At 43.3% G+C, this 19,638-nt stretch carries 18 protein-coding genes; 3 read left to right on the plus strand and 15 right to left on the minus strand.

Annotated features, from left to right (window positions below; translation table 11 throughout):
- Nucleotides 1-25: 25 nt before the first annotated feature.
- From EGV92_RS00685 to EGV92_RS00720, 8 genes are all read right to left on the minus strand, one after another.
- Entirely contained in the window at nucleotides 26-1,132 is a 1,107-nt protein-coding gene (locus tag EGV92_RS00685) for a DNA topoisomerase IB (protein WP_207401712.1), read from the minus strand.
- A 232-nt stretch (nucleotides 1,133-1,364) separates the two neighbouring features.
- Complete coding sequence (ppnP, locus tag EGV92_RS00690; protein WP_131667296.1) at nucleotides 1,365-1,649, minus strand: pyrimidine/purine nucleoside phosphorylase; 285 nt, start codon at nucleotides 1,647-1,649, stop codon at nucleotides 1,365-1,367.
- Between the two features lie 425 nt (nucleotides 1,650-2,074).
- On the minus strand, nucleotides 2,075-2,305 hold the full coding sequence (locus EGV92_RS00695; protein WP_131667297.1) for a hypothetical protein: 231 nt from the start codon (nucleotides 2,303-2,305) through the stop codon (nucleotides 2,075-2,077).
- Between the two features lie 240 nt (nucleotides 2,306-2,545).
- Nucleotides 2,546-3,094: a DUF6756 family protein gene (locus EGV92_RS00700; RefSeq protein ID WP_131667298.1), complete on the minus strand. Its 549-nt coding sequence runs from the start codon at nucleotides 3,092-3,094 to the stop codon at nucleotides 2,546-2,548.
- A gap of 406 nt (nucleotides 3,095-3,500) precedes the next feature.
- Entirely contained in the window at nucleotides 3,501-4,715 is a 1,215-nt protein-coding gene (locus tag EGV92_RS00705; RefSeq protein WP_131667299.1) for an RtcB family protein, read from the minus strand.
- A gap of 1,175 nt (nucleotides 4,716-5,890) precedes the next feature.
- Nucleotides 5,891-6,349: a DUF6691 family protein gene (locus EGV92_RS00710; protein ID WP_131667300.1), complete on the minus strand. Its 459-nt coding sequence runs from the start codon at nucleotides 6,347-6,349 to the stop codon at nucleotides 5,891-5,893.
- Nucleotides 6,350-6,365: 16 nt separating this feature from the next.
- Nucleotides 6,366-6,794 (minus strand): YeeE/YedE family protein, encoded by a 429-nt coding sequence (locus EGV92_RS00715; protein WP_131667301.1) that lies wholly within the window; start codon nucleotides 6,792-6,794, stop codon nucleotides 6,366-6,368.
- 194 nt (nucleotides 6,795-6,988) lie between these two features.
- Nucleotides 6,989-7,363: an ArsR/SmtB family transcription factor gene (locus EGV92_RS00720; protein WP_131667302.1), complete on the minus strand. Its 375-nt coding sequence runs from the start codon at nucleotides 7,361-7,363 to the stop codon at nucleotides 6,989-6,991.
- 1,231 nt (nucleotides 7,364-8,594) lie between these two features.
- Here EGV92_RS00720 and EGV92_RS00725 point away from each other — a divergent pair.
- The 3 genes from EGV92_RS00725 to EGV92_RS00735 all read left to right on the plus strand — a co-directional run bounded on the left by EGV92_RS00725 (nucleotide 8,595) and on the right by EGV92_RS00735 (nucleotide 11,643).
- A complete protein-coding gene (locus EGV92_RS00725) occupies nucleotides 8,595-9,941 on the plus strand; it encodes an APC family permease (RefSeq protein ID WP_131667303.1) in 1,347 nt (448 codons plus the stop codon).
- Between the two features lies 1 nt (nucleotide 9,942).
- A complete protein-coding gene (locus EGV92_RS00730) occupies nucleotides 9,943-10,881 on the plus strand; it encodes an acetamidase/formamidase family protein (RefSeq protein WP_131667304.1) in 939 nt (312 codons plus the stop codon).
- A gap of 294 nt (nucleotides 10,882-11,175) precedes the next feature.
- On the plus strand, nucleotides 11,176-11,643 hold the full coding sequence (locus EGV92_RS00735) for a MaoC/PaaZ C-terminal domain-containing protein (RefSeq protein WP_207401713.1): 468 nt from the start codon (nucleotides 11,176-11,178) through the stop codon (nucleotides 11,641-11,643).
- A gap of 126 nt (nucleotides 11,644-11,769) precedes the next feature.
- On the opposite strand, the gene EGV92_RS00740 is transcribed toward EGV92_RS00735, so the two are convergent.
- From EGV92_RS00740 to EGV92_RS00765, 7 genes are all read right to left on the minus strand, one after another.
- The gene (locus tag EGV92_RS00740; RefSeq protein WP_131667305.1) at nucleotides 11,770-12,039 is read right to left on the minus strand and encodes a hypothetical protein; all 270 of its coding nucleotides are present in this window, start codon (nucleotides 12,037-12,039) and stop codon (nucleotides 11,770-11,772) included.
- A gap of 92 nt (nucleotides 12,040-12,131) precedes the next feature.
- On the minus strand, nucleotides 12,132-12,260 hold the full coding sequence (locus tag EGV92_RS14245) for a hypothetical protein (RefSeq protein ID WP_278248237.1): 129 nt from the start codon (nucleotides 12,258-12,260) through the stop codon (nucleotides 12,132-12,134).
- A 186-nt stretch (nucleotides 12,261-12,446) separates the two neighbouring features.
- Nucleotides 12,447-14,534 carry a DUF262 domain-containing protein gene (locus EGV92_RS00745; RefSeq protein ID WP_131667306.1) on the minus strand — a complete coding sequence of 696 codons (2,088 nt, stop codon included), beginning with the start codon at nucleotides 14,532-14,534 and terminating at the stop codon, nucleotides 12,447-12,449.
- Nucleotides 14,534-15,907: a DUF262 domain-containing protein gene (locus EGV92_RS00750; protein ID WP_131667307.1), complete on the minus strand. Its 1,374-nt coding sequence runs from the start codon at nucleotides 15,905-15,907 to the stop codon at nucleotides 14,534-14,536. The genes EGV92_RS00745 and EGV92_RS00750 overlap by 1 nt, the downstream gene beginning before the upstream one ends.
- 388 nt (nucleotides 15,908-16,295) lie before the next feature.
- Nucleotides 16,296-17,391 (minus strand): peptide chain release factor 2 gene (gene prfB, locus EGV92_RS00755; protein WP_131667308.1). Its coding sequence is split into 2 segments (ribosomal slippage): nucleotides 16,296-17,318 and nucleotides 17,320-17,391, totalling 1,095 coding nucleotides; the frame shifts between segments, so codons are not numbered across the junction.
- A gap of 117 nt (nucleotides 17,392-17,508) precedes the next feature.
- Entirely contained in the window at nucleotides 17,509-18,198 is a 690-nt protein-coding gene (locus EGV92_RS00760; RefSeq protein WP_131668055.1) for an HAD family hydrolase, read from the minus strand.
- Nucleotides 18,199-18,931: 733 nt separating this feature from the next.
- The gene (locus EGV92_RS00765; RefSeq protein WP_131667309.1) at nucleotides 18,932-19,468 is read right to left on the minus strand and encodes a gamma carbonic anhydrase family protein; all 537 of its coding nucleotides are present in this window, start codon (nucleotides 19,466-19,468) and stop codon (nucleotides 18,932-18,934) included.
- Nucleotides 19,469-19,638 lie beyond the last annotated feature (170 nt).

Raw genomic sequence — 19,638 nt, forward strand, 5'->3', positions numbered from 1 at the left:
TTGACTAATATTTACTGGCAATCAGCTAATGACTTTTTAAAAAGGCCAACAGCGCCTTTTCATCGACATGCTGATGCGAGCGAGTTCGACCACTTCTTGCGCGTTTATAGCCGTCAATAAAGCTTGCAGCGAGAAAGGATTCAATCACTTTAGGGTGAATATAGGAGGCTCGGCAGACGCTTGGCGTATTGCCAAGCTTATCGGCGACGGCTTTGACCATATCGACCACGCACTGCTCACGCTGCTTACTACCCGGCTCGCTAGTCCGTGTATCCTCATCGCTTTGCTGGTATAGGTAGCTAGCAGCGAGTACCGAAGCCATCCAAGTGCGAAAGTCTTTGGCGCTATACTCATGTCCCGTATGCTGACGAAGGTAGTCATTGACGTCACTGCTATCGACCACCTGCTTGACGCCCTGCTCGTCAATATATTTAAAAATTCGGTAGCCCGGCAGCTCCGAGCAGGCTTGAACAATGTCAATCAAGCGCTCATCTTGCAGCTCGATGTGATGCGTCTTAGCGCTTTTACCTACAAAGTCAAAGGCCAACCCCTCTTCGGTCTCGCTCACATGCTTGCTGCGTAAGGTACTTAGCCCGTAGCTGCTATTCTCTTTAGCGTAGCGATCATTGCCCACGCGGATAAGCGTCGTCTCTAACAACTTAACCACAGCCGCTAAGACATTCCTGCGGCTTAACTGCTCGCTGTCCAAATCCTGCTCTATTTGTGCTCGCAGAGTCGGCAAGGCTTCGCCAAAGCCAATCACGGCATCAAACTTCGCTCGGTCGCGAACGCTGTCCCACAGCTCATGATATATATACTGTTTGCGCCCCTTATCATCGCGGCCTGTACACTGCAGGTGGCCATTTTCAAACTCACAAATCCATACCTCAGACCACATTGGCGGGATGACCAAAGCTTCAAAGCGGCGGCGCAGTTTTTTGTCCTTGACGGTATTGCCCAGTGCGTCTTTATAAGTAAAGCCCCTGCCCCAACGCTGACGACTAAAGCCCGGCTCCTCATCGCTGACATAACGTAGCTTGGCTTGCCGAGCTAAGGTCTCATAGTCGTGACGCAAAGATGGCTCAAGCATAGTAGCAGGGGATAGTGTGTCTAACTGAGTAGAGGCAACCATAGCAACTTCCAATTATTATCATGATCATATCGTCGCAAAAGCTTTGTTGCACGAATGGAGGATTAAAGTTAAAGATGGTCTATAAAATCTGTTGCCAATTTTAGGCAATCCTACTTATTAATAACAGACGCTTGCGACAGCAAAACTGTTAATGCCTGTAACTTGCATAAAAAAACCGCTCAATAATGAACGGTTTTGAAAGCCACTGCTGACTTAAGTGAATCCACTAGCGTTATTCGCCGTAAGTACAAAGATAAGCGCTCTCAACTTCCACCTTGACCTGAAACTTTTGATTGGCTTCAACTGTGAAGCTTTGCCCTGCCTCAAACGTCTGCCAATCGCTTGAATCGGGCAGTTTAACCGTTAATGCGCCGCTGATCACGGTCATGGTTTCAAATTGGCTAGTACCAAACTCGTACTCACCAATTTGCATAACGCCAACGGTGGCAGGTTTGGTCGCGGTTTGAAAAGCGATGGAGGTAACTTTATTATCAAAATACTGATTGATACTGGGCATACTTTGCTCCTAGAAGGGATAGTCAATACACTATCAAAAAATTGGTGTTGAAATACTAGCACGGTCGATACTTATAGCAACAGGGTGCTAATAATAAATAGTTGGCAGCTGCGTTTTGTACAAACGGCAGGTTGCACCTAGCTTACTACAGTGTAGTACAAAGTTTAATATAGAGACGAGCATGGGTACACTAAAATTATAAATTTAGATAGAGCCATAGGTTACGCTTTGCTAACCCCACACGCTACGATCACTCCTTTTTTAAACTCTGTTGGTATCATAAATTTGCTGCGTTTTTTGGTGCGTGAGGTGCTCCCTACGGATTCTACATAGTCCAATATAAAGTGAGAGCCAACCTCGCCCAAACCCTCTGCTACGAGAAGAGGGCTTTAAAGCTGATTCTATTTACCGTAGACTAAAGCGACCTATAGCTCAGACAGCCAATCGGTCTGACGTAGCTTTTGCTTGGTCTCACGTCGGCGCTTTTTTCGGACAATCTCGACATCTTCTTTTTCGTGAATGCCGCCCTTTTTGAGTAGCGGATTGAGCGCCAGATAGTTGCGAGGTTTAACTGTCGCTATTGATTGAGATAGCGTGCCCGCTTCAAGCTTGCGCTCTAGATTCTTGGCTTGCTTTAGGGTGTCTTTTAAACTCATTTGGTTTTCCTGTTTATTCATCTGTCAGCTGCTGGCTTGTGGCCTCGCTGCTGAATCATTATTTGGTTGGATTAGGCTTATTATTTGATTGAATTGCTAACATTTTTATTCTCCTAGTTTGGTCTGTTAACATTTATGCTCAGATTGCTTTGTGTAGGCTGTGGCTTTAGCCCAGCACGTATTAGCACTTTGAGTTTATTGACCTAAACGCTCAATCTACTATTGTTGCGGTGCGTTGCTCTAACCCCTAAGAGACCCACAAAGCGTTTTGAGTCTTTTTGGCATCTCTCCTCCCGTGGCAATAAGCGTATCGTGATGATTAATACAAATTAGCCACTCATACTTTTTTGAAACGAGGTAAAACTCATCAAAAAATTGAGTTTCAAAAAGTATTTTTTGTATGGGTAGTATTTGACCTTCGTAAAACCAAATCTTTGACCTTTCTTGCATACTATCAAGAGCACCTAGCCAAATAGTCTCTGTTGGGTCTATTAAGGTATGCAAGTAGGACTCGGGTACCTCTGGTAAAAAATCGGTGGAATATACCTCCTGTTTAAAACTAAGCCATAACCATGTGGGACGACTTCTTCTATCCTCAAATTGACAAAAAGTTTGGTAGATAGTCTCTTCAATTCCTTGATGGTCTTCATAAGCTGACAATGCTCGAAACTCTGCATCATTAAGATTCAGTTCAGTCTTTAATTGCATTATTTCTGCCCGTATATCAGACCACTCTTTGGATTGAGGCCTTTGTTTACCGTTTTTATTAATAAACGGATAGTCTTTCATGAGTTCCTCCCCAAAATTTTGTACCCTGACACTTACGACAAACGACAGAACGTGCTTAAAGTGTGGTGAGCTTTGCGGGTGCCTCGGGTAAGAATGGAAATAGCAAAGCAATGCTTTACCCGTTCACAAAATGGCCGTTTTTGCTGTTGCCGAGGGACGAGGCGCGGCCATAGTCATTAAAGAACGCCTACCTTTGACCCGCATATTTCTCCCTGTCTAAAGGGCTGGGATGTTAAGGCTAAAAATCTAAAATCTATCCCTAGCCCTAGCTGTACATAAGATAAGAGACAAAAGAAAAACTTTAGTCGCTGCAATTTAGTCCTGATGCAAGGAAATCGAGCGCAGATGTAGCATCAGTACTTCAAGCGAGATTGACACCGCAGCAGGGCTAAAGTAGCGCGAGTCATTAGCCTTTGATGCACATCACCTGCTTTAAGGTATGCACCACTTCCACCAAGTCGGACTGGTTGGCCATCACCTCGTCGATGTCTTTGTAGGCCCCGGGGATCTCATCCATGACGCCTTTGTCTTTGCGGCACTCAACGCCCTCGGTTTGTGCCTTTAGCTCATCAATGGTGAAGGCGCGCATGGCACGACCTCGGCTCATCTTACGCCCTGCCCCGTGAGAGCACGAGCAGAACGATTCGCTGTTACCAAGGCCGCGAACGATAAAGGACTTCGCGCCCATGGAGCCGGGAATGATGCCAAGCTCGCCAGCATACGCGCTAATCGCGCCTTTGCGGGTGACGAAGACTTGCTCGCCGAAGTGCACCTCTTCGTTGACGTAGTTGTGGTGGCAGTTGATGGCTTCTTTGTTCAACTGAAAGCGCGGCAGTCCGGCTTGCGGCGATTGCAGTGCCTTGATGACCAAGCGCATCATCTCTTTGCGGTTCTCCATTGCGTAGTCTTGCGCCCATTCGACGGCCTCAACGTAATCGGCAAAGCTATCCGAGCCTTCGGCAAAGTAGGCTAAGTCGCGGTCTGGCACATGGCCAAAGCGTGACTGACGCTCCTTTTTGGCGAGGTTGATAAAGTACTGGCCGATACAGTTGCCAAGGCCGCGACTGCCAGAGTGCAGCATGACCCAGACGTCGTTGTTCTCATCGAGACACAGCTCGATAAAGTGGTTGCCGCCGCCGAGCGTACCTAACTGCTTGGCCCACGTGCGCTCAAAGCCTTTGAGCATCTTGGTTAGGCCTTTGTGCTTGTCGGTAATGGGCTTGAGACGCTTGGCTAAGGGGTCTAGTGTCGACATCTTGGCTTGGATCTGCTTATGCATATTAAAGCCGACCGGCACTTGCTGCTCGACGGCTAGCCTGAGTGCCTTAAGACTGTCAGGTAAGTCGCTGGCGGTCAGGGATAGACGCACAGCATTCATACCGCAGCCAATATCGACGCCAACAGCTGCTGGGATAATGGCAGACTTAGTAGGAATCACGCTGCCCACCGTTGCGCCCTTACCAACATGCACATCGGGCATCACCGCAATGTGTGAGTGGACAAACTCTAGCTGGGCCATGTTTCGCAGTTGCTGAATAACGCCCTGCTCCACATCACTGGTATAAATCTTAACGGGTACGCCGTGCTTGCCACTTTTATTTAAAGTGAGTTGAATGCTCATTAGTTGTTTCTCAATATTATTTTAATTTTATACAGTATTCATTCAAACCTGCTATTTATTAAATTTAGGCAATAGTCATCCTTACCATTTAATTAAAAAATTAAATAGAATTTAATAAATTTTAGGCGTAAAAATACCGTGGTTTTATTTATCCCAATTACAGGATTTAATAAAACTTAGCTAATTTTATAGGAGAAGATGTTTTTAAGAGATAGCAATGCAAATCACCGCCCATAAGTCGTGACAGCTATAACAAAAGCTGTAAGGACAGAGATCAGCAGGATTGCAGACATCGATAAGATATAGTGAGACCAACGGTCAGTTAGCCTATAGGCATAACAGTATCTGCGAGCTAAAGTAAATTAGCACAGCACGCTGGGGTTAGTGTCTCAAGATATGACTTGGGAAGGAATAAAGCGGTATGACAGATGGGCTATGAGATTAATTGGTACAGAATACCGATATTATAGCCGCTGCTTAGCCAAACCTAACCGAAGTCATCGTCGTGTCTTGCTCAATCTTTAAAAACGTCTTAGTGCTTAAATGGGACATGGTGATTCCTCCGTTGGTTGTGGCTAAGAATGATGCGAACAAGTAGAAATCTTGCCGTCACTATCAAAGCAGTTAATTGAATATGCTGATTATAATAAACGGTTAAAAATAAAAGTCAATATTATTTTTATAGTTTATTTAATAATTCATATCTTTATTACATTCTTATTTATTTTAAAAGCTATTTTCTTCGTTTTTTCTTATAATTTATAATATTTTCTTATAGCTATCTGAAATATTAAAACTAGTTTTTCTTTCGAGTCTACTGCAAACTCCTCTTTTAAAAATCCTCCCCTAGCCCTTTGTTTGGAAAAAGGAGGGACAGCTGTACTACAAAATAGTGTTTAAGCTATAGAGCACATCTTTAAGCAAGTCTTACTGATACCAATCTCTATTAATCTTTTAAAGTTGCGATTAACTGAAACTATGAATAGAGCCGTGAGTTACGCTTCGCTAATCACACGCTACATCAGCATCCCAATATAGGTCTCGCTTAGCCTAGCGCTTTAGCCCAAAATAGCTCCTCATTGCGTGGGTTCTACTCATGCTACATATACGCATTAAAAGGTCACTACGAATAGGTTGATAACAGCGCTATTAATGTGACGCTGGCCAGCCACTCGTTACCCTTTCGCTGTCATCGCCTGTACCCACATACCTACCAACATCGCTACTAAAAATAGTAGGGCCTCGCTATAGCCTGCCAACGCTGTGACCAAAGCAGGTGCAGGGCAAAAACCTAGCATGCCCCAACCGATACCAAATAGCATGCTGCCTATCAGCAATTTTGGGGTAATTTGCGTAGCAGTAGGCAAGGCTATCTCCTCACCGTTGAGCGCTGCCTGATGATTGTTCACTCGGCGCTTCACATAAAAGAATGTTGGCATAGCTACCATAATAGCCGCACCCATGACCAGAGCGAGGGACGGATCCCAGTGGTCGAATATTCGTAAAAAAGCTACGACCTTATTGGGGTTGACCATTTGAGCGACGATCAGACCAATGGTAAATAGTGCGCCAGACAGTAGGCTTAGTACCAATGTTAGTAGGGATATTGGTAGTGATGTTAATCCTCGACTCATGACTTTATCCTCAACCTTATATCAACGCAAATAATGATGCGGTTACGATGCCACCGACCATAAAGGTCACTGTCGCGGTTATTGAGCGCGTAGACAGTCGCGAGATGCCGCAAACCCCATGACCACTTGTACAGCCTGAGCCAAGACGTGTGCCAAAACCGACCAATAATCCGGCCAAAATAATACGCCAAGCGGGCTGATCAATCTCAAATTCAGGAAAACCAATCACCAAACTATACAACCAAGTAGTCACCGCCATACCGATGACAAAGGCGAGCTGCCAGCTCAGTTTAGGCAGCTCGGCGAGCGCACTGTTAATAATGCCGCTCATACCGAGGATACGACCGATACCGGTGATTAAAATAGCGGCTGCGAGACCAATTAATGCGCCGCCAAGTAAAGCACTAATCGGCGTAAAATTGGCCCAGTCTATCCAAGTACTCATACGCATTCCTTGTAAGACGTCAAATAACTAGTCAAATAATTAGTCAAATAACTATGTGTCAGGCAATAGTGGGTAAAATAACTATAGTTAATATAAGCAATATAGGTAAGCTACTAGAGGTAAAAAATAATAGATACGAAACAATGGGCAAAGTTATGAAGATGCAGGTAACAAGTTAGGAGAGAGGTAGAAGACTAGACGTCTTTGGCTGCCCCACAAAAGCGCTGATACAACACCTCCAAGACTGCCATAGCATCATCACTTGCGATACTGTAGTAGATTTGCCGACCTTCACGCCGCGTTGCTACCAGCTCCTGCCCGCGCAATATACCTAGCTGCTGTGATAGGCTCGGCTGGCGAATACCTGTCAGTTGCTCAAGGTCTTGGACGCAAGCCTCCCCTTGCACCAGCTGGCATAATAATAATAAACGGTCAGGATGGGATAACGACTTAAGCAAATTGGCAGCCTCGGTCGCTGAGGCTTTGAGCTGGTCGAAGTTGATGGCATCTGACTTAGCAATGTCCGCTTTTATATTGTCTGGGTGTAAGCCATGAAGACTTGAACTCATATTGATTGTCCTTTTTATCTACGTAGCGCGGCTATTATATATCAATATATAAAAAAACATTATATATTTTTGTATAATATTAATCAATACTACTCTAAATTGATTTAACGGATACTGGCGACGCCTCTAGCTACAAAGTTAGATAGACTCTACTACTGACCCTACTTAAATAATATTTATAAATATCCTCCTTGATAAAGTGGTCAATATCGAATACTAATTATGTCCGTTTGACCCGTACCCTTATACTGCCAGTAACTCTCTTTCAATAAGGTCCGATGACGATATAAAGAAGCTAAAGCTACTATGGCGATTACGCAAAAGACTTCTTAAACATCCATTTTAAATAAGGAGATTGTAAGATTTCTGCTTTGGAGGCTACCGATAATATTAGCTGCTAAGATTGACTGCCCGAAAGTGTAGGCATAATTAATCTGCACGACTGTAAAATCCGCATTCCAACGAGGAAACGAGGAAATCTAGACTAATACGTAATTAATACCCTTAGTAATTAAGGTGAGTTCTTAAACTATAACTGTACCAGTTTGGCTACCTTCGTAAGCGTAATTTAAAAGGCACCTCCATCACTTCCATAACTATTACCCCCTGTTCAAAATATTTAAGCAGTATCCTTATAAGCGGTCTTACATTGCTTCTGAAGACTGATATCGAGTGCCGGTCGATTAATTTATTGCTCCTAAACTCTTTACGAAAGCATCAATACCTTACCCAGTCAAACTAGATTGTTTTTTAATTAGGTTGCCTACACTGACGATTTGTTAAGGCGTCAAATACAACTAATGCCCTCAAAACAGTGGTAAATCTATTAAAAATAATTATATATTTACTTGTCGCTTTATCTAACTTAATATCCTTAAAGACCTGCAATTATTTTTCTTTTAGATAGAAAATTAAATAGTACTGTGAGCCTCTCAAGTACAGTTAGAATAGATGATGAACATAGCGTGATATTAGTAAGGCTGACCTTATAATGGTTAGTTCAACTATCGTCTAGTATTACACGTGAGCAGTATAGCGCTAGCCTATAAGCCTAGTTGATATAACCATATAAAATAAAATCACTTTTCATTATTTGCTCTGTCTACTATTATCTACTTAAGACCAATCAGATGTTGACTATTCTTGCAATCCTTTAAGTTTATACTTTGCTAGGTCACCTGTGTCTTAAAAGGAATTTTATAAATAACCATAAAATATATGGAGATTAATAATGAGTGACCATAGCCTAGAGCGTTTTGGGTACAAACAGGAGCTTTCAAGAACGCTGGAGCTGCGAGATCTGGTCATCTATGGCTTTATCTTTATCGTTCCCATTGCCCCCTTCGGTATCTTCGGCCATGTCATGAACGCAAGCGGCGGCATGATTGTGACGGCCTATATCATTGGGCTGATTGGGATGCTGTTCACCGCTATTAGTTACTCACAGATGGCCAAAGAGTTCCCTATAGCAGGTTCCGTATATTCTTATGTGTCTAGAGGCACTAACAGCTTTGTCGGTTTTGTCGCGGGCTGGATTATGCTATTGGATTATATTCTCGTCCCCGCTCTACTATATGTTGTAGGTGCCTTTGCTATTCACGATATCTTTCCCTCGCTCTCCCCCGTATTCTTGCTCATCGCTTTCGTCATCTTTAATACCTATATCAATATTCGCGGCATTAGCTTTACTGCCGTTTTCAACCGTTGGATGTTGGCGGCAGAGCTGATTGTACTGGCCTTATTCCTAATCGTAGGCGTGATTGCCATTAGCAATAATGTTAATGGCGCAGTCTTCTCTATAGCACCCGTTTATGACGCTGATAACTTTTCGCTAGGACTGATCATCTCTGCCGTCCCTATAGCCGTACTGAGCTTCCTTGGTTTTGATGGTATTTCCACCCTAGCGGAAGAAGCAAAAGGGGGCGGTAAGGCAGTGAGTAAAGCGATCTTTATCGTGTTGTTTGTTATCGGCAGCTTGTTCATTGCGCAAACATGGATTGCGGCCTTGATCCAACCTGATCCGCAGCAATTTAGCAATTTAGATACTGCATTTTATGAGACGGCTCGTATTGCTGGCGGGGGCTGGCTTGCCGTATTGACAGCTGCTACGACTGCGCTTGCCTGGGGCATAGCAGATTCACTGGTCGCGCAGGTCGCTACTGCTCGTATTCTCTACAGTATGGGCCGTGATCGTCTATTGCCATCAGCGCTCTCGCGGGTGCACCCGCGTTATAAAACGCCCTATGTCAGTACGCTATTAGTCAGTCTAGTCTCTATTGCGGTTGGGCTTGCTTTTATGGCGCATCTGGCGCTGTTGACCTCCATTGTCACCATAGGCGCGCTGACCGCGTTTATGATCCTTAATATCAGTACGCTTTATTATTTTGTCATTAAGAAAAAGTCCTACAACGTCTTTTTACATATCCTAAGTCCTCTACTCGGTGTGGGAGTTGTAGGCTACATTTGGAGTGGCTTTGAGGGCTACACAATTTTGATTGGTGCTGTTTGGGCCTTAATAGGAGTGGGCATCTATTACCTCGCCCGCCGGCGTGGCCAGCAAGTCAATATGGAGATTTAATATGAAAATCAAAACGATTCACGACATTCATCATTGCTTTGACCATGATATCGCGCCCGTTGAGACCATCAGCTCGGGCGATACGCGGCGCTTTGATATCCTCGATGCTAGTGGCGGCTTGGTGACCCCTGACAGCCAAGCTGAGCTGCTGACCCGACTGCCTTTTGATAAGCTAAACCCGGTCTGTGGCCCTCTGTATATGGCCGATGCCGAGCCCGGCGACGTCATTGAGGTTGAGCTGTTAGACTTTGAGACAGGCAGCTGGGGTTGGACCGGAATCATACCCGGATTTGGCTTACTGGCTGACGAGTTTAGCTCGCCTTGGCTGAAGATTACTGAGTACGATAGCGAGTCAGTCTACTTTGATAATGACATCGTTATCCCGTTTCGACCCTTTGCCGGTACTATAGGTTTAGCCCCTGCCGAGCCTGGCGCACACTCTATTGTGCCGCCGCGCCATTGTGGCGGTAACTTAGATATTCGCGATCTGGTTCAAGGCTCTAAACTTTACTTACCTGTCCAGGTACCAGGCGGTCTCTTTAGTATTGGCGATACCCACGCATGTCAAGGCGATGGTGAAGTCTGCGGCACAGCAGTTGAGACGCGGATGGCGGCGACAGCGACCCTAAGACTGCATAAGGGCGACAGTATTCCTATGCCCATGTTTGATATGCCAGCGGTTGCGAGCGATCAGCAGAATGAAGGCTATATTGTCACCACCGGTGTGGGGCCAGACCTAATGACGGGAGCCAAAGATGCCCTACGCTTTATGATAGATCGACTGCATAAAAAAGCGGAGATGGACGAAGAGATGGCCTATGCGCTGTGCAGCGTAGCAGGACAGTTAAAGATCAGCGAAATCGTTGACCAGCCCAACTGGGTCGTCTCCTTTTATATGCCCAAAGCTATCTTTAAATCGCGCAGTCTTAAGATTATGTAGCTGATAATACGGGCTTAACACCGGCAATGCTGTTTAGTCATGCTAGTAAAGCCACTCGGGTGATAAGAGAGACGCTACTTTTAAGACATAAAAAAGCCCTGCTAGTGTGGGGCTTTTTAGTCTAATTTCTCGTCTCGTTAGCTCTTCCTAGAGCTCCATTACCACTTCAACTAATTAGTACTTTATAAATTGGTTTTCTACTAGACTGTCTAATACTGGCCCCCCTTGCGAAGATAGGATGTCCCCGCAAATTATTCATCAGTATCGCCATACTTTAGATAAGAGAAAGACACTGTGACCACTAATAATGCAGCCATGGAAGACGTAAAACTTGAAGGCTTTAACGTAGACGACCGCAACCAACTCGGCAGCTATACGCTCACTTTGGAGGATATCATCAGCTTTGCGGAGCAATGGGACCCGCAGTTTTTTCATACCGATCCTGAACGCGCGGTGACCGAAGGCTTCTTCGGCGGCATTATCGCCAGTGGTATCCAGACTATGGCGGTCTTTCAGCGCTTATCGGTGCAGAGTTTTTCGCAGAACGTAAAGGTGATTGGCGGTGCGGGGATTAAAGACTTACAGTTTCGCCATCCAGTGTATCCCGGCGATACCTTGACCGGATCTCTAACGGTGACCGATGTTCATCATGATTCTGAGCGCCATCGTACCCTAGTCACTTATGCTGGCGAACTGATCAATCAAAAAGAAGAAAAAGTTTTGGTACTCTTCATCTCGGTTTATATCCAAACGCCAAGCTAAATTAAATTTGAGACTATGATTATCTTTCAGCCAATGGTCTAGCGTCGTCGGCTAGTGCCGTCCTTACCCATATCTCCATTTCTAATTTTCTTTAAGTAGCCGATAACAGGCAATCCTACTAGCGCATCATTCCTCTTTCGCAGTCGGCTTAAACCAACCGAAGCTCTTAATCAACCTCTGAATAATCACAAAGTTTATCACCAAAAAGGTGACGAACCAGAGGCTAAACAGTAGATTGGTCTGAGTAAAAAAGCTGGGAACATAGGCGTCGCTCAAGCCGATCCCACTCCAACGGTAGTTCCATAGATACCCCACATACAAGCCCACCATGAAGTTTGCAAAAAACAATAGCAGTCGGTGCTTTAAGGGGTTAGCGTCTTGCGTTTTGTCTGTCATGATTTACTTGTTTTCCTAATAAGGCTGATTGGCGCTATAGAGCGCTTATACGGTTAATCGCTCAATAAGACTTAACGATTTAATCGTTACTCTTAAATTTGAAAGTCATACTCCATCCGCCTTGCCGTCTGATTGGCAATATCTTTACTCGTAAGCTTTGCCAAGCAATACAGACTGGCATCAATTCCGGCGCTAATACTTGTGGCAGTAACTGGCTGCATATGATCATCACTGGCATACACATATCGGATGCTATTAATGACCGTGATGACGTGGAAATCAAATATACGGCAGGTTAGGTTAGCAGTCTTAAAATCGATTTAGGAAGACAATCAATGACGAAGCTCAGAACCAGCCATCAAAAGTCGGGAAATCCCGTGATGGTCTTGGTTAGAAAGGCTTACGACTTAATCTGTCGCTAAATATACTAACGTAGTTTTGTAGTGATCTGATAATTTTTTAATCATATCATCCCTATGTTGTTCGATAGTGATTTTATCCCAGTCTTTACTACCATCAAGTAAATCAAAAATAGCTTTAAGCTTTAAAGAGTCACAATGTTTTTTAGCTTCAAAATCAGCTTTTTTCTTAGCAACGGCTTGATTGCTATAAGCAGAGTTTTCACTGGGACTGAGCAAGACAAGATTACCAAAGGAATCAAGCACGTCTTTTTCTAACTGGTTTTTATATTCTTCGTTTTGAGGGTGCACGTGCTCCACTGAGTTTTTGGAAGAAATACGATAAGCCTTAAACTTATCATCGGTTTGATTATCGGCGTTTTTCCACAAAATATATTCTAGTTTTTGAAACCAGTAATGGTTAAAGGCCGTACCGTTAGACTCTTGTAAATAGGCTTCGATCGCTGACCATGGCTGACATTCTGGTACATGTCCTTTGACTAGCATGAAGCTGGCTTCTTTTTGCGTCGTAGTCGCTAATGACAAAATATTATCAATACGTTCTAATTCTTTTAAAACGTCATCCTCTTTTTTATCTTCGTTTTTAACTGCATCTACATAGTATTCATCATTAGTAGGCTCAGCCACTAAATAATTTAACAATGGCGTCAACCAATACTGAGCTGAGCGCTCACCACTGAAGTTTCTTACCGCTTGCAATTGAACTAAGTTATTTAAAGGTTTGGCAGTTCGATTGAAGTATCGCTTCCCATTTGAAGTTGACTCGGTTATATCCGTTAGACGTAATTTTGGGTCGTTTCGATCATCATGCTCAACCCATTTAACCACCCATAAATCAAATTGATAGCGCACTTGCCATAACAATTGTAAGAATTGCTTAATATCAGATTCGTTTGATTTCACCAACGGCTCAAATATTTTAAGTAGATTACTTGCAGTAATGCGCTCAGGGATATCCGCTAGATTATTTTTGGCGTTAAACAAGCGCAAGGTATGAATTAATAACAGCTCAAAGCTAATAATTGACCGACAGTAAACAGTGGGATCATCTATTGCATCATCACTATTTTTATCTTTTTCAGTTTCTTTTGTATTTGACTTTAGATGTAAGGTGTCATCATCTAACTCCTTATCTAATTCTGCAATCGTTTTACCACTCGATTGACCAGTTGAGATCTCCTCATTATCCTTTAAACCTTTCAATTTAAAACCGTTACCTGAGTAGATCGATAGTCTGTGGGGATTTAAGTCCTGCTGATCAGAAAATTCGAATAATTCACGTATATTGCGCTCAAAGTAGTTCTCTGTATGCTCGCATACTTGCCAGATAGCGCTATAAATAACCTTTTCACTTATGATAGCTCTAAACAGTTTGGCTTTTAATAAATCAACAGGTTGTAACTGTAGCCCTGCAGTATTCAGGTTAGAGAACAGTCGATTTAAGTCTAATTCATCGGGGACAATCGTATTAACCCACTGAACTTTAGTAAAAATAAATTCAGAAAAGCCCTCAATATCAAATTTTTGATCGCTATCTTTAAGACTGGCTACGGCTTGCTTTAATACCCTTAATCCATTATCTATTTGAGACAGATATGGATTATTCTGAATTGCTTCTGGGCTGGGTGAGATATAATTGGTTAGATTTGAATAACTGCCCATTAGCTGCGTGACTTCATCACGGATATCAAACTTTAACCGAGGGTTATTATTTTTAATAGCCACATCAGCAAGCCTACAATTTATATTGTTAGTCATAAAAGCGATGGAAATAAGCATCAAAGTAGTGGTGCGTTGTTGACCGTCTATCAGTTCGTAAGCGAGGGTTTTCTTGTCATTATCCAAACCTTCTATATGTTTAGCTGATAAAGTGCTACCGATATAATAATCAGTTCCCACTGTCTTCTCAGCTTCATCTTTAGTTTCAGGTTGAAAAGTATCCTTGATATCATTAAATAGTTTCAGGACATCCTCATCTCGCCAAACGTAGGGGCGCTGGTAACACGGAATAATAAAGCCAATATCTCCCTGACTAATCTTTGCTAAATTCATAACCTCTGACTCGACCGACTTCATTACTGCTCTCTCCCCAATCCAGTAATATGGACCGTTAAATCATTTGCAAAGTCTGCTTTTGGGTTATCTTCACTCGTCGTTAGACCAAACTGATCAATAGCCGAAATAACAAATCGTCTCTTCACACTATTTTTATTATCTTTATTATCCAGATTTGATCCTTCAAGCTTAAGCTCAAAACTATCTAGATAGTCAAAACATTGCTCTGGCGTATAGCTCAAAGCGATCCAATCCAGTACCGGCGTTTCCTTAACAAAGGCATAAATTGAATTCTCTCGGACCGCCTTTTGATTACTAACTCGTCTTGAATAAACCACTCTAAATATCTTTTTGGCCGCGATAGCCAACTGGTACTCCCCAAAGCGACTGATATAAATTAATAGGCAGGTTTCAAATAGGTTTTGTAAGTAACCACAACCTTGAAGTTTCTTAAGCCAATTAATAAATTCATCATAGCCTGATACAGGTGGAAAGTCAGGGTGGCTCCAGTATTTATGATGCAGCTGTTTGAAATAAGCCAACCATTCGATACTGTTGATGCCTGCATTTAGTGGTTGATGTACCTCATACCCATTAACATACTCTTGAGATACGCAGCCTTGGACATCAGTCATTGTCTTAATACGATTAAAGCGTATGTCACTACCCTTATTGGTCTTTTCAGCCAGCTCGTCCACAATACACTCACGAATAAGGGTAGGCTGACGATGTGATGGCAGCTTCTTCATAGCAAGGGTTTGCCAATAGCGACCTCGAAGTAACGCAATGACGATTCTATCTAACTGACCCAGTTGTTCCCATTTTTTGGCATAAAAGCTTTGCTTATCTTTAGCTATTTCACGCAGATGATGCGCCTTAATGATATCAGGCCCACCTAAGCGTATCCCACCGGTATTTTGGGTCTCAAAAAAACGATAAGCATCATCTTCTGATTGCGTCACCACCAAGGTAAGCTCTAACGCTTTAGCATCAATTTCAAGCGCCTGATTATTCGGATAAGTTTCTCTAAGCCATTGAAGGTTATTTTTTATATTATTATGACTAATAGGAGAGACAAAAGTTAGATTTGAGGTGGGCTGATTAGTGAAGTGCTGAAGTATCGACAAAGTAGTAATACGCTGCTGACCATCAATAATGTTTAGACTATTATCTTCCTTGCGATGTACTATGATGCTGCCTAAATAATAGGGAATGTCTGGTGTTTCAGACGCATGCTGCTTGATATCATCTAACAGTTTTTTGATTTGTTTTGGTTGCCAGCAATAAGGCCGTTGATATTCGGGAATTACCAATTTGCCTTTAATATTCTCTGAGATATTTAACTTGGGTTGAAATAACTGGTCTACGGTACAGACCTTCGCAACGACACTCATTACTTCGCCTTAATTTATTATTATCTCTCAAAAAATAGTAGAAGATTACTACTGCCCATCTGTTTTTTAGTCATATTTTATTAAATACTGATCCGCTAAGCGCTAGTCTAGGATCAGTGTGCAAGTTTGTCTATATCTATCTCTTTAAAAAAGCTAGAAATAATTACTCTCTTCAATATAGTCAATCCTATTTAGAACGGATATGTTGACCAATCTCTAATAAAAATTCACTTGCTAGAAGTCGTGTTACGTCTGAGGCTGCGTAAATTTTTACCAGTGACTCTGTAACTTATTTAAAATGGACTGGCTATAGCAAAAAGCCATTCCCGAGTGATTATCATAAGGAATGGCTTTTTTGAATACAGACTCAATTAAATTGACGGCTAAATCACAACCCCGCTTTAAGACTCGCCTCAATAAACTGATCCAGATCGCCATCGAGTACCGCGCCAGTATTAAAGGTCTCTACCCCAGTGCGCAAGTCTTTAATCCGTGAGTCATCAAGCACATACGAGCGAATCTGGCTGCCCCAACCGACGTCGGACTTATTGTCTTCGACCGCTTGCTGCTTCTCCATGCGCTTTTGCATCTCAAGCTCATAGAGCTTGGCACGTAACATCTTCATTGCGGTAGCCTTGTTGCCATGTTGACTGCGCTCATTCTGACAAGTCACGACCGTGCCAGAAGGTTCATGGGTAATACGCACCGCAGAGTCAGTAGTGTTGACGTGCTGACCACCGGCTCCACTTGAGCGGTAAGTATCGATGCGTAGATCAGAGGGGTCTATCTCAATCTCGATATCATCGTCAATCTCAGGCGAGACAAATACCGCAGCAAACGAGGTATGACGACCGTTATTACTATCGAAAGGTGACTTACGCACAAGGCGATGCACGCCCGTCTCAGTCCGTAGCCAACCAAAGGCATAATCGCCTTTAATATATAAGGTAGCCGACTTAATGCCCGCGACGCTACCCGAAGATACTTCGATGGCCTCAGCATTAAAGCCATGCGCATCGCACCAGCGCGTATACATGCGTAGCAACATCTCGGCCCAGTCTTGCGCCTCAGTGCCGCCACTGCCCGACTGAATATCGAGATAGCAGTTATTAGGGTCCATCTCGCCATTAAACATCCGCTTAAACTCAAGCTCATCGACTTGAGTTTGCGCACCGTCAAGCTCACTTTGTACCTCTTTCAGCAGGCTTTCATCTTCTGCTTCTACAGCCAGCTCTAGCATAGCAGCGGCGTCTTCTAAGGTCGCTTCAAGTCCCGTAATGGTATCGATAACGCCGTCAAGTTGGCTTTTCTCTTTACTGATCTTGGTCGCGCGCTCAGGATCATTCCACAGCTCAGGACTTTCCATCTCAAGGTTGACTTCTTCTAGACGCTCTGTCTTACCGTCAAAGTCAAAGATACCCCCGAAGGTCGTTGGCTCGCTCAGTCAGATCTTTGATTTGCTCTTGGTACTGATTAATTTCCATTGATATTCCTATGATTTGTAATAGCCTTGATTGCTATCAATTCGATAACACTGCTGACCAATTCACTAAAATGAGCTATTCTATCAAACTTAACGCATAACTGGCGTTAAGTATTGGCTAAATAGCCCAGTCCTCTACCGCCCAGCGATGTGCTAACGCATGTGCATGCAAGGTTTCATCAGGCGTCACACACACTGGCACATCTGCCCACTCTAGCAGTGGCAAGTCATTTTTTGAGTCCGAATAAGCATAAGTCTTGTCATAAGTAACGCCTTTATCCTGCTGCGCTGCCAGCCATTTTTCCAAGTGGTACAGCTTACCATCTTGAAAATTGGGTCTATCAGTTAGCTTACCTGTATAGCGATTTTCCTTGATCTCAAGCGGTGTTGCTAACACATAGGCGGCATCGATGCCAAAGCGTTCAGCGATAGCCGATACCACAAAATTATTAGTCGCTGAGATGATGACCACGTCATGACCAGCATCTAGATGATGACGCAGCGCACTTAATGCTTTGGGACGCATGTGCGGCTCAATCTCATATTTGATATAGTCTTCTCGTAGATCGTGTAGACGCTCAAGAGGTAGGGTCGTTAAAAACTGAGCAACGAATTCGTTATATTCTCTAGCATCAAGCGTGCCTTCAATATATTGTTCATAAAACTTTTGATTGGCAGTGCGGTACTCAGCTTCGTCAACCAACCCATGCTTGACGATATACTCACCCCAAAGATAGTCACTATCGACATCGAGCAGCGTATGATCTAAATCAAACAATGCCAAGCTGTTGGCTACATCTGCAGGCATTTTATTCTTATCATCTGTAGTATTTCTGACTACATTTGATGATCTTAATGAATCTTTCATGTTAACTTTTCCTAATCTGCTTTATTACTTTGTTTCATTATGTGAAAGTTTATATAGTATAACTTACTAATAATATTCAGTTGATGGCTACTTTTTTCGTTTACCCTCGGGTACGGATTGCTACTTTATCATGGAAAAGTTGCATACTTTGTCTACTTCCAATGACGATAAACTCGCGCATACTGCGCGCCATGCGCAGAAAAATCATTAGCACCATCGTCATTATTAGCCCCAAGCTACTTCATACCAAGAGCGCCACATTACCTTTTTGCACGTGGTATTTATAGCCTATTTACCAGTATTATTGTTGTCTAACTGGGGTGCTTTTTGCTCTACTAATTGCTGTAGGACGCTCTTCCATCAGCGACCCGCCATGCAGTGTTTTTTGGCTCGTTAGTCCTTTTTTGTTAGTAATAGGTGCAATAATTGGCGCATTCTTAGTTACCTTGGGAGCGATAGAGTTTTTTGATAAAACCAGTTCACGACAAGATATCGCTCCTTTTCATGTATAACGTCATTTATGTTTTAGCAGTGAGCCTGTTGTTGCTAGTGCTAATTGGGTTAACCGCGCTATTGCTACCCTAGCCCCACTAGCACCGTTTAGACTCTACAATAGCCTTCCAGTGTAGCCCTCATACTTACGTTATAAGTTAGTAATGTCTATCTCTGCTCTTTACTCAGGCATTGATACAGGCGTTAAACCTTCGCGGAACCTCTGACAGCGCTCTGCATAATGCACAGCAGACAACTTTAACATGGCCACTTGCTCATCACTCAAGGTTTTGACCACCTTGGCAGGCGCTCCCATCACTAATGAGTTGTCGGGTATCTCTTTACCTTCGGTCACTAAGGCTTTGGCACCGATAATACAGTTTTTACCGATTTTGGCATTATTAAGTATCACCGCACCGATACCGATCAGGCTATTGTCCCCAACGGTGCAGCCATGCAACATCGCTAAGTGGCCGATAGTCACGTAGTCGCCAATGTTGACTTCAATACCAGCATCGGTATGGATTACGGCATTCTCTTGCACATTACTATAGTCGCCGATGTGTATTCGCTCATTATCCCCACGAATAACTGCGCCAAACCAGACGCTGGCTTGCTGACCCAGATAGACATCACCAATGACTCGGGCAGTATCGGCAACCCAACCATTAAAAGGCGTGGCAAATTCAGGTGTCTTATCTAGATATTGGTAAATCATAGGTTATCCTTGGCATGTTGATTATTAATAGCTTAGGAGCAAGTGCAGTCCATAGGGATTAGATGGAGATTTAAGTGAAGATTTTGCAGATTAGGGTCGAGCGCACTCGACGTTATCTTAGCTTGATTATAGCTATCTAACTATAATGGATATGTTTAGAAATGGATATA

It is taken from the genome of Psychrobacter pygoscelis (assembly GCF_004335015.1).
GTDB classification, from domain to species: domain Bacteria; phylum Pseudomonadota; class Gammaproteobacteria; order Pseudomonadales; family Moraxellaceae; genus Psychrobacter; species Psychrobacter pygoscelis.

Excerpts from the sequence above, each read along its gene's own strand:
- EGV92_RS00705 (WP_131667299.1), bottom strand. The coding sequence starts at position 4,715 with ATGAGCATTCAACTCACTTTAAATAAAAGTGGCAAGCACGGCGTACCC.
- EGV92_RS00725 (WP_131667303.1), top strand. The coding sequence starts at position 8,595 with ATGAGTGACCATAGCCTAGAGCGTTTTGGGTACAAACAGGAGCTTTCA.
- EGV92_RS00760 (WP_131668055.1), bottom strand. The coding sequence starts at position 18,198 with ATGCCTGCAGATGTAGCCAACAGCTTGGCATTGTTTGATTTAGATCAT.
- EGV92_RS00745 (WP_131667306.1), bottom strand. The coding sequence starts at position 14,534 with ATGAAGTCGGTCGAGTCAGAGGTTATGAATTTAGCAAAGATTAGTCAG.
- EGV92_RS00750 (WP_131667307.1), bottom strand. The coding sequence starts at position 15,907 with ATGAGTGTCGTTGCGAAGGTCTGTACCGTAGACCAGTTATTTCAACCC.
- EGV92_RS00695 (WP_131667297.1), bottom strand. The coding sequence starts at position 2,305 with ATGAGTTTAAAAGACACCCTAAAGCAAGCCAAGAATCTAGAGCGCAAG.
- EGV92_RS00720 (WP_131667302.1), bottom strand. The coding sequence starts at position 7,363 with ATGAGTTCAAGTCTTCATGGCTTACACCCAGACAATATAAAAGCGGAC.
- EGV92_RS14245 (WP_278248237.1), bottom strand. The coding sequence starts at position 12,260 with ATGCAGCCAGTTACTGCCACAAGTATTAGCGCCGGAATTGATGCCAGT.
- EGV92_RS00685 (WP_207401712.1), bottom strand. The coding sequence starts at position 1,132 with ATGGTTGCCTCTACTCAGTTAGACACACTATCCCCTGCTACTATGCTT.
- EGV92_RS00740 (WP_131667305.1), bottom strand. The coding sequence starts at position 12,039 with ATGACAGACAAAACGCAAGACGCTAACCCCTTAAAGCACCGACTGCTA.
- EGV92_RS00715 (WP_131667301.1), bottom strand. The coding sequence starts at position 6,794 with ATGAGTACTTGGATAGACTGGGCCAATTTTACGCCGATTAGTGCTTTA.
- EGV92_RS00765 (WP_131667309.1), bottom strand. The coding sequence starts at position 19,468 with ATGATTTACCAATATCTAGATAAGACACCTGAATTTGCCACGCCTTTT.
- ppnP (WP_131667296.1), bottom strand. The coding sequence starts at position 1,649 with ATGCCCAGTATCAATCAGTATTTTGATAATAAAGTTACCTCCATCGCT.
- EGV92_RS00730 (WP_131667304.1), top strand. The coding sequence starts at position 9,943 with ATGAAAATCAAAACGATTCACGACATTCATCATTGCTTTGACCATGAT.
- EGV92_RS00700 (WP_131667298.1), bottom strand. The coding sequence starts at position 3,094 with ATGAAAGACTATCCGTTTATTAATAAAAACGGTAAACAAAGGCCTCAA.
- EGV92_RS00710 (WP_131667300.1), bottom strand. The coding sequence starts at position 6,349 with ATGAGTCGAGGATTAACATCACTACCAATATCCCTACTAACATTGGTA.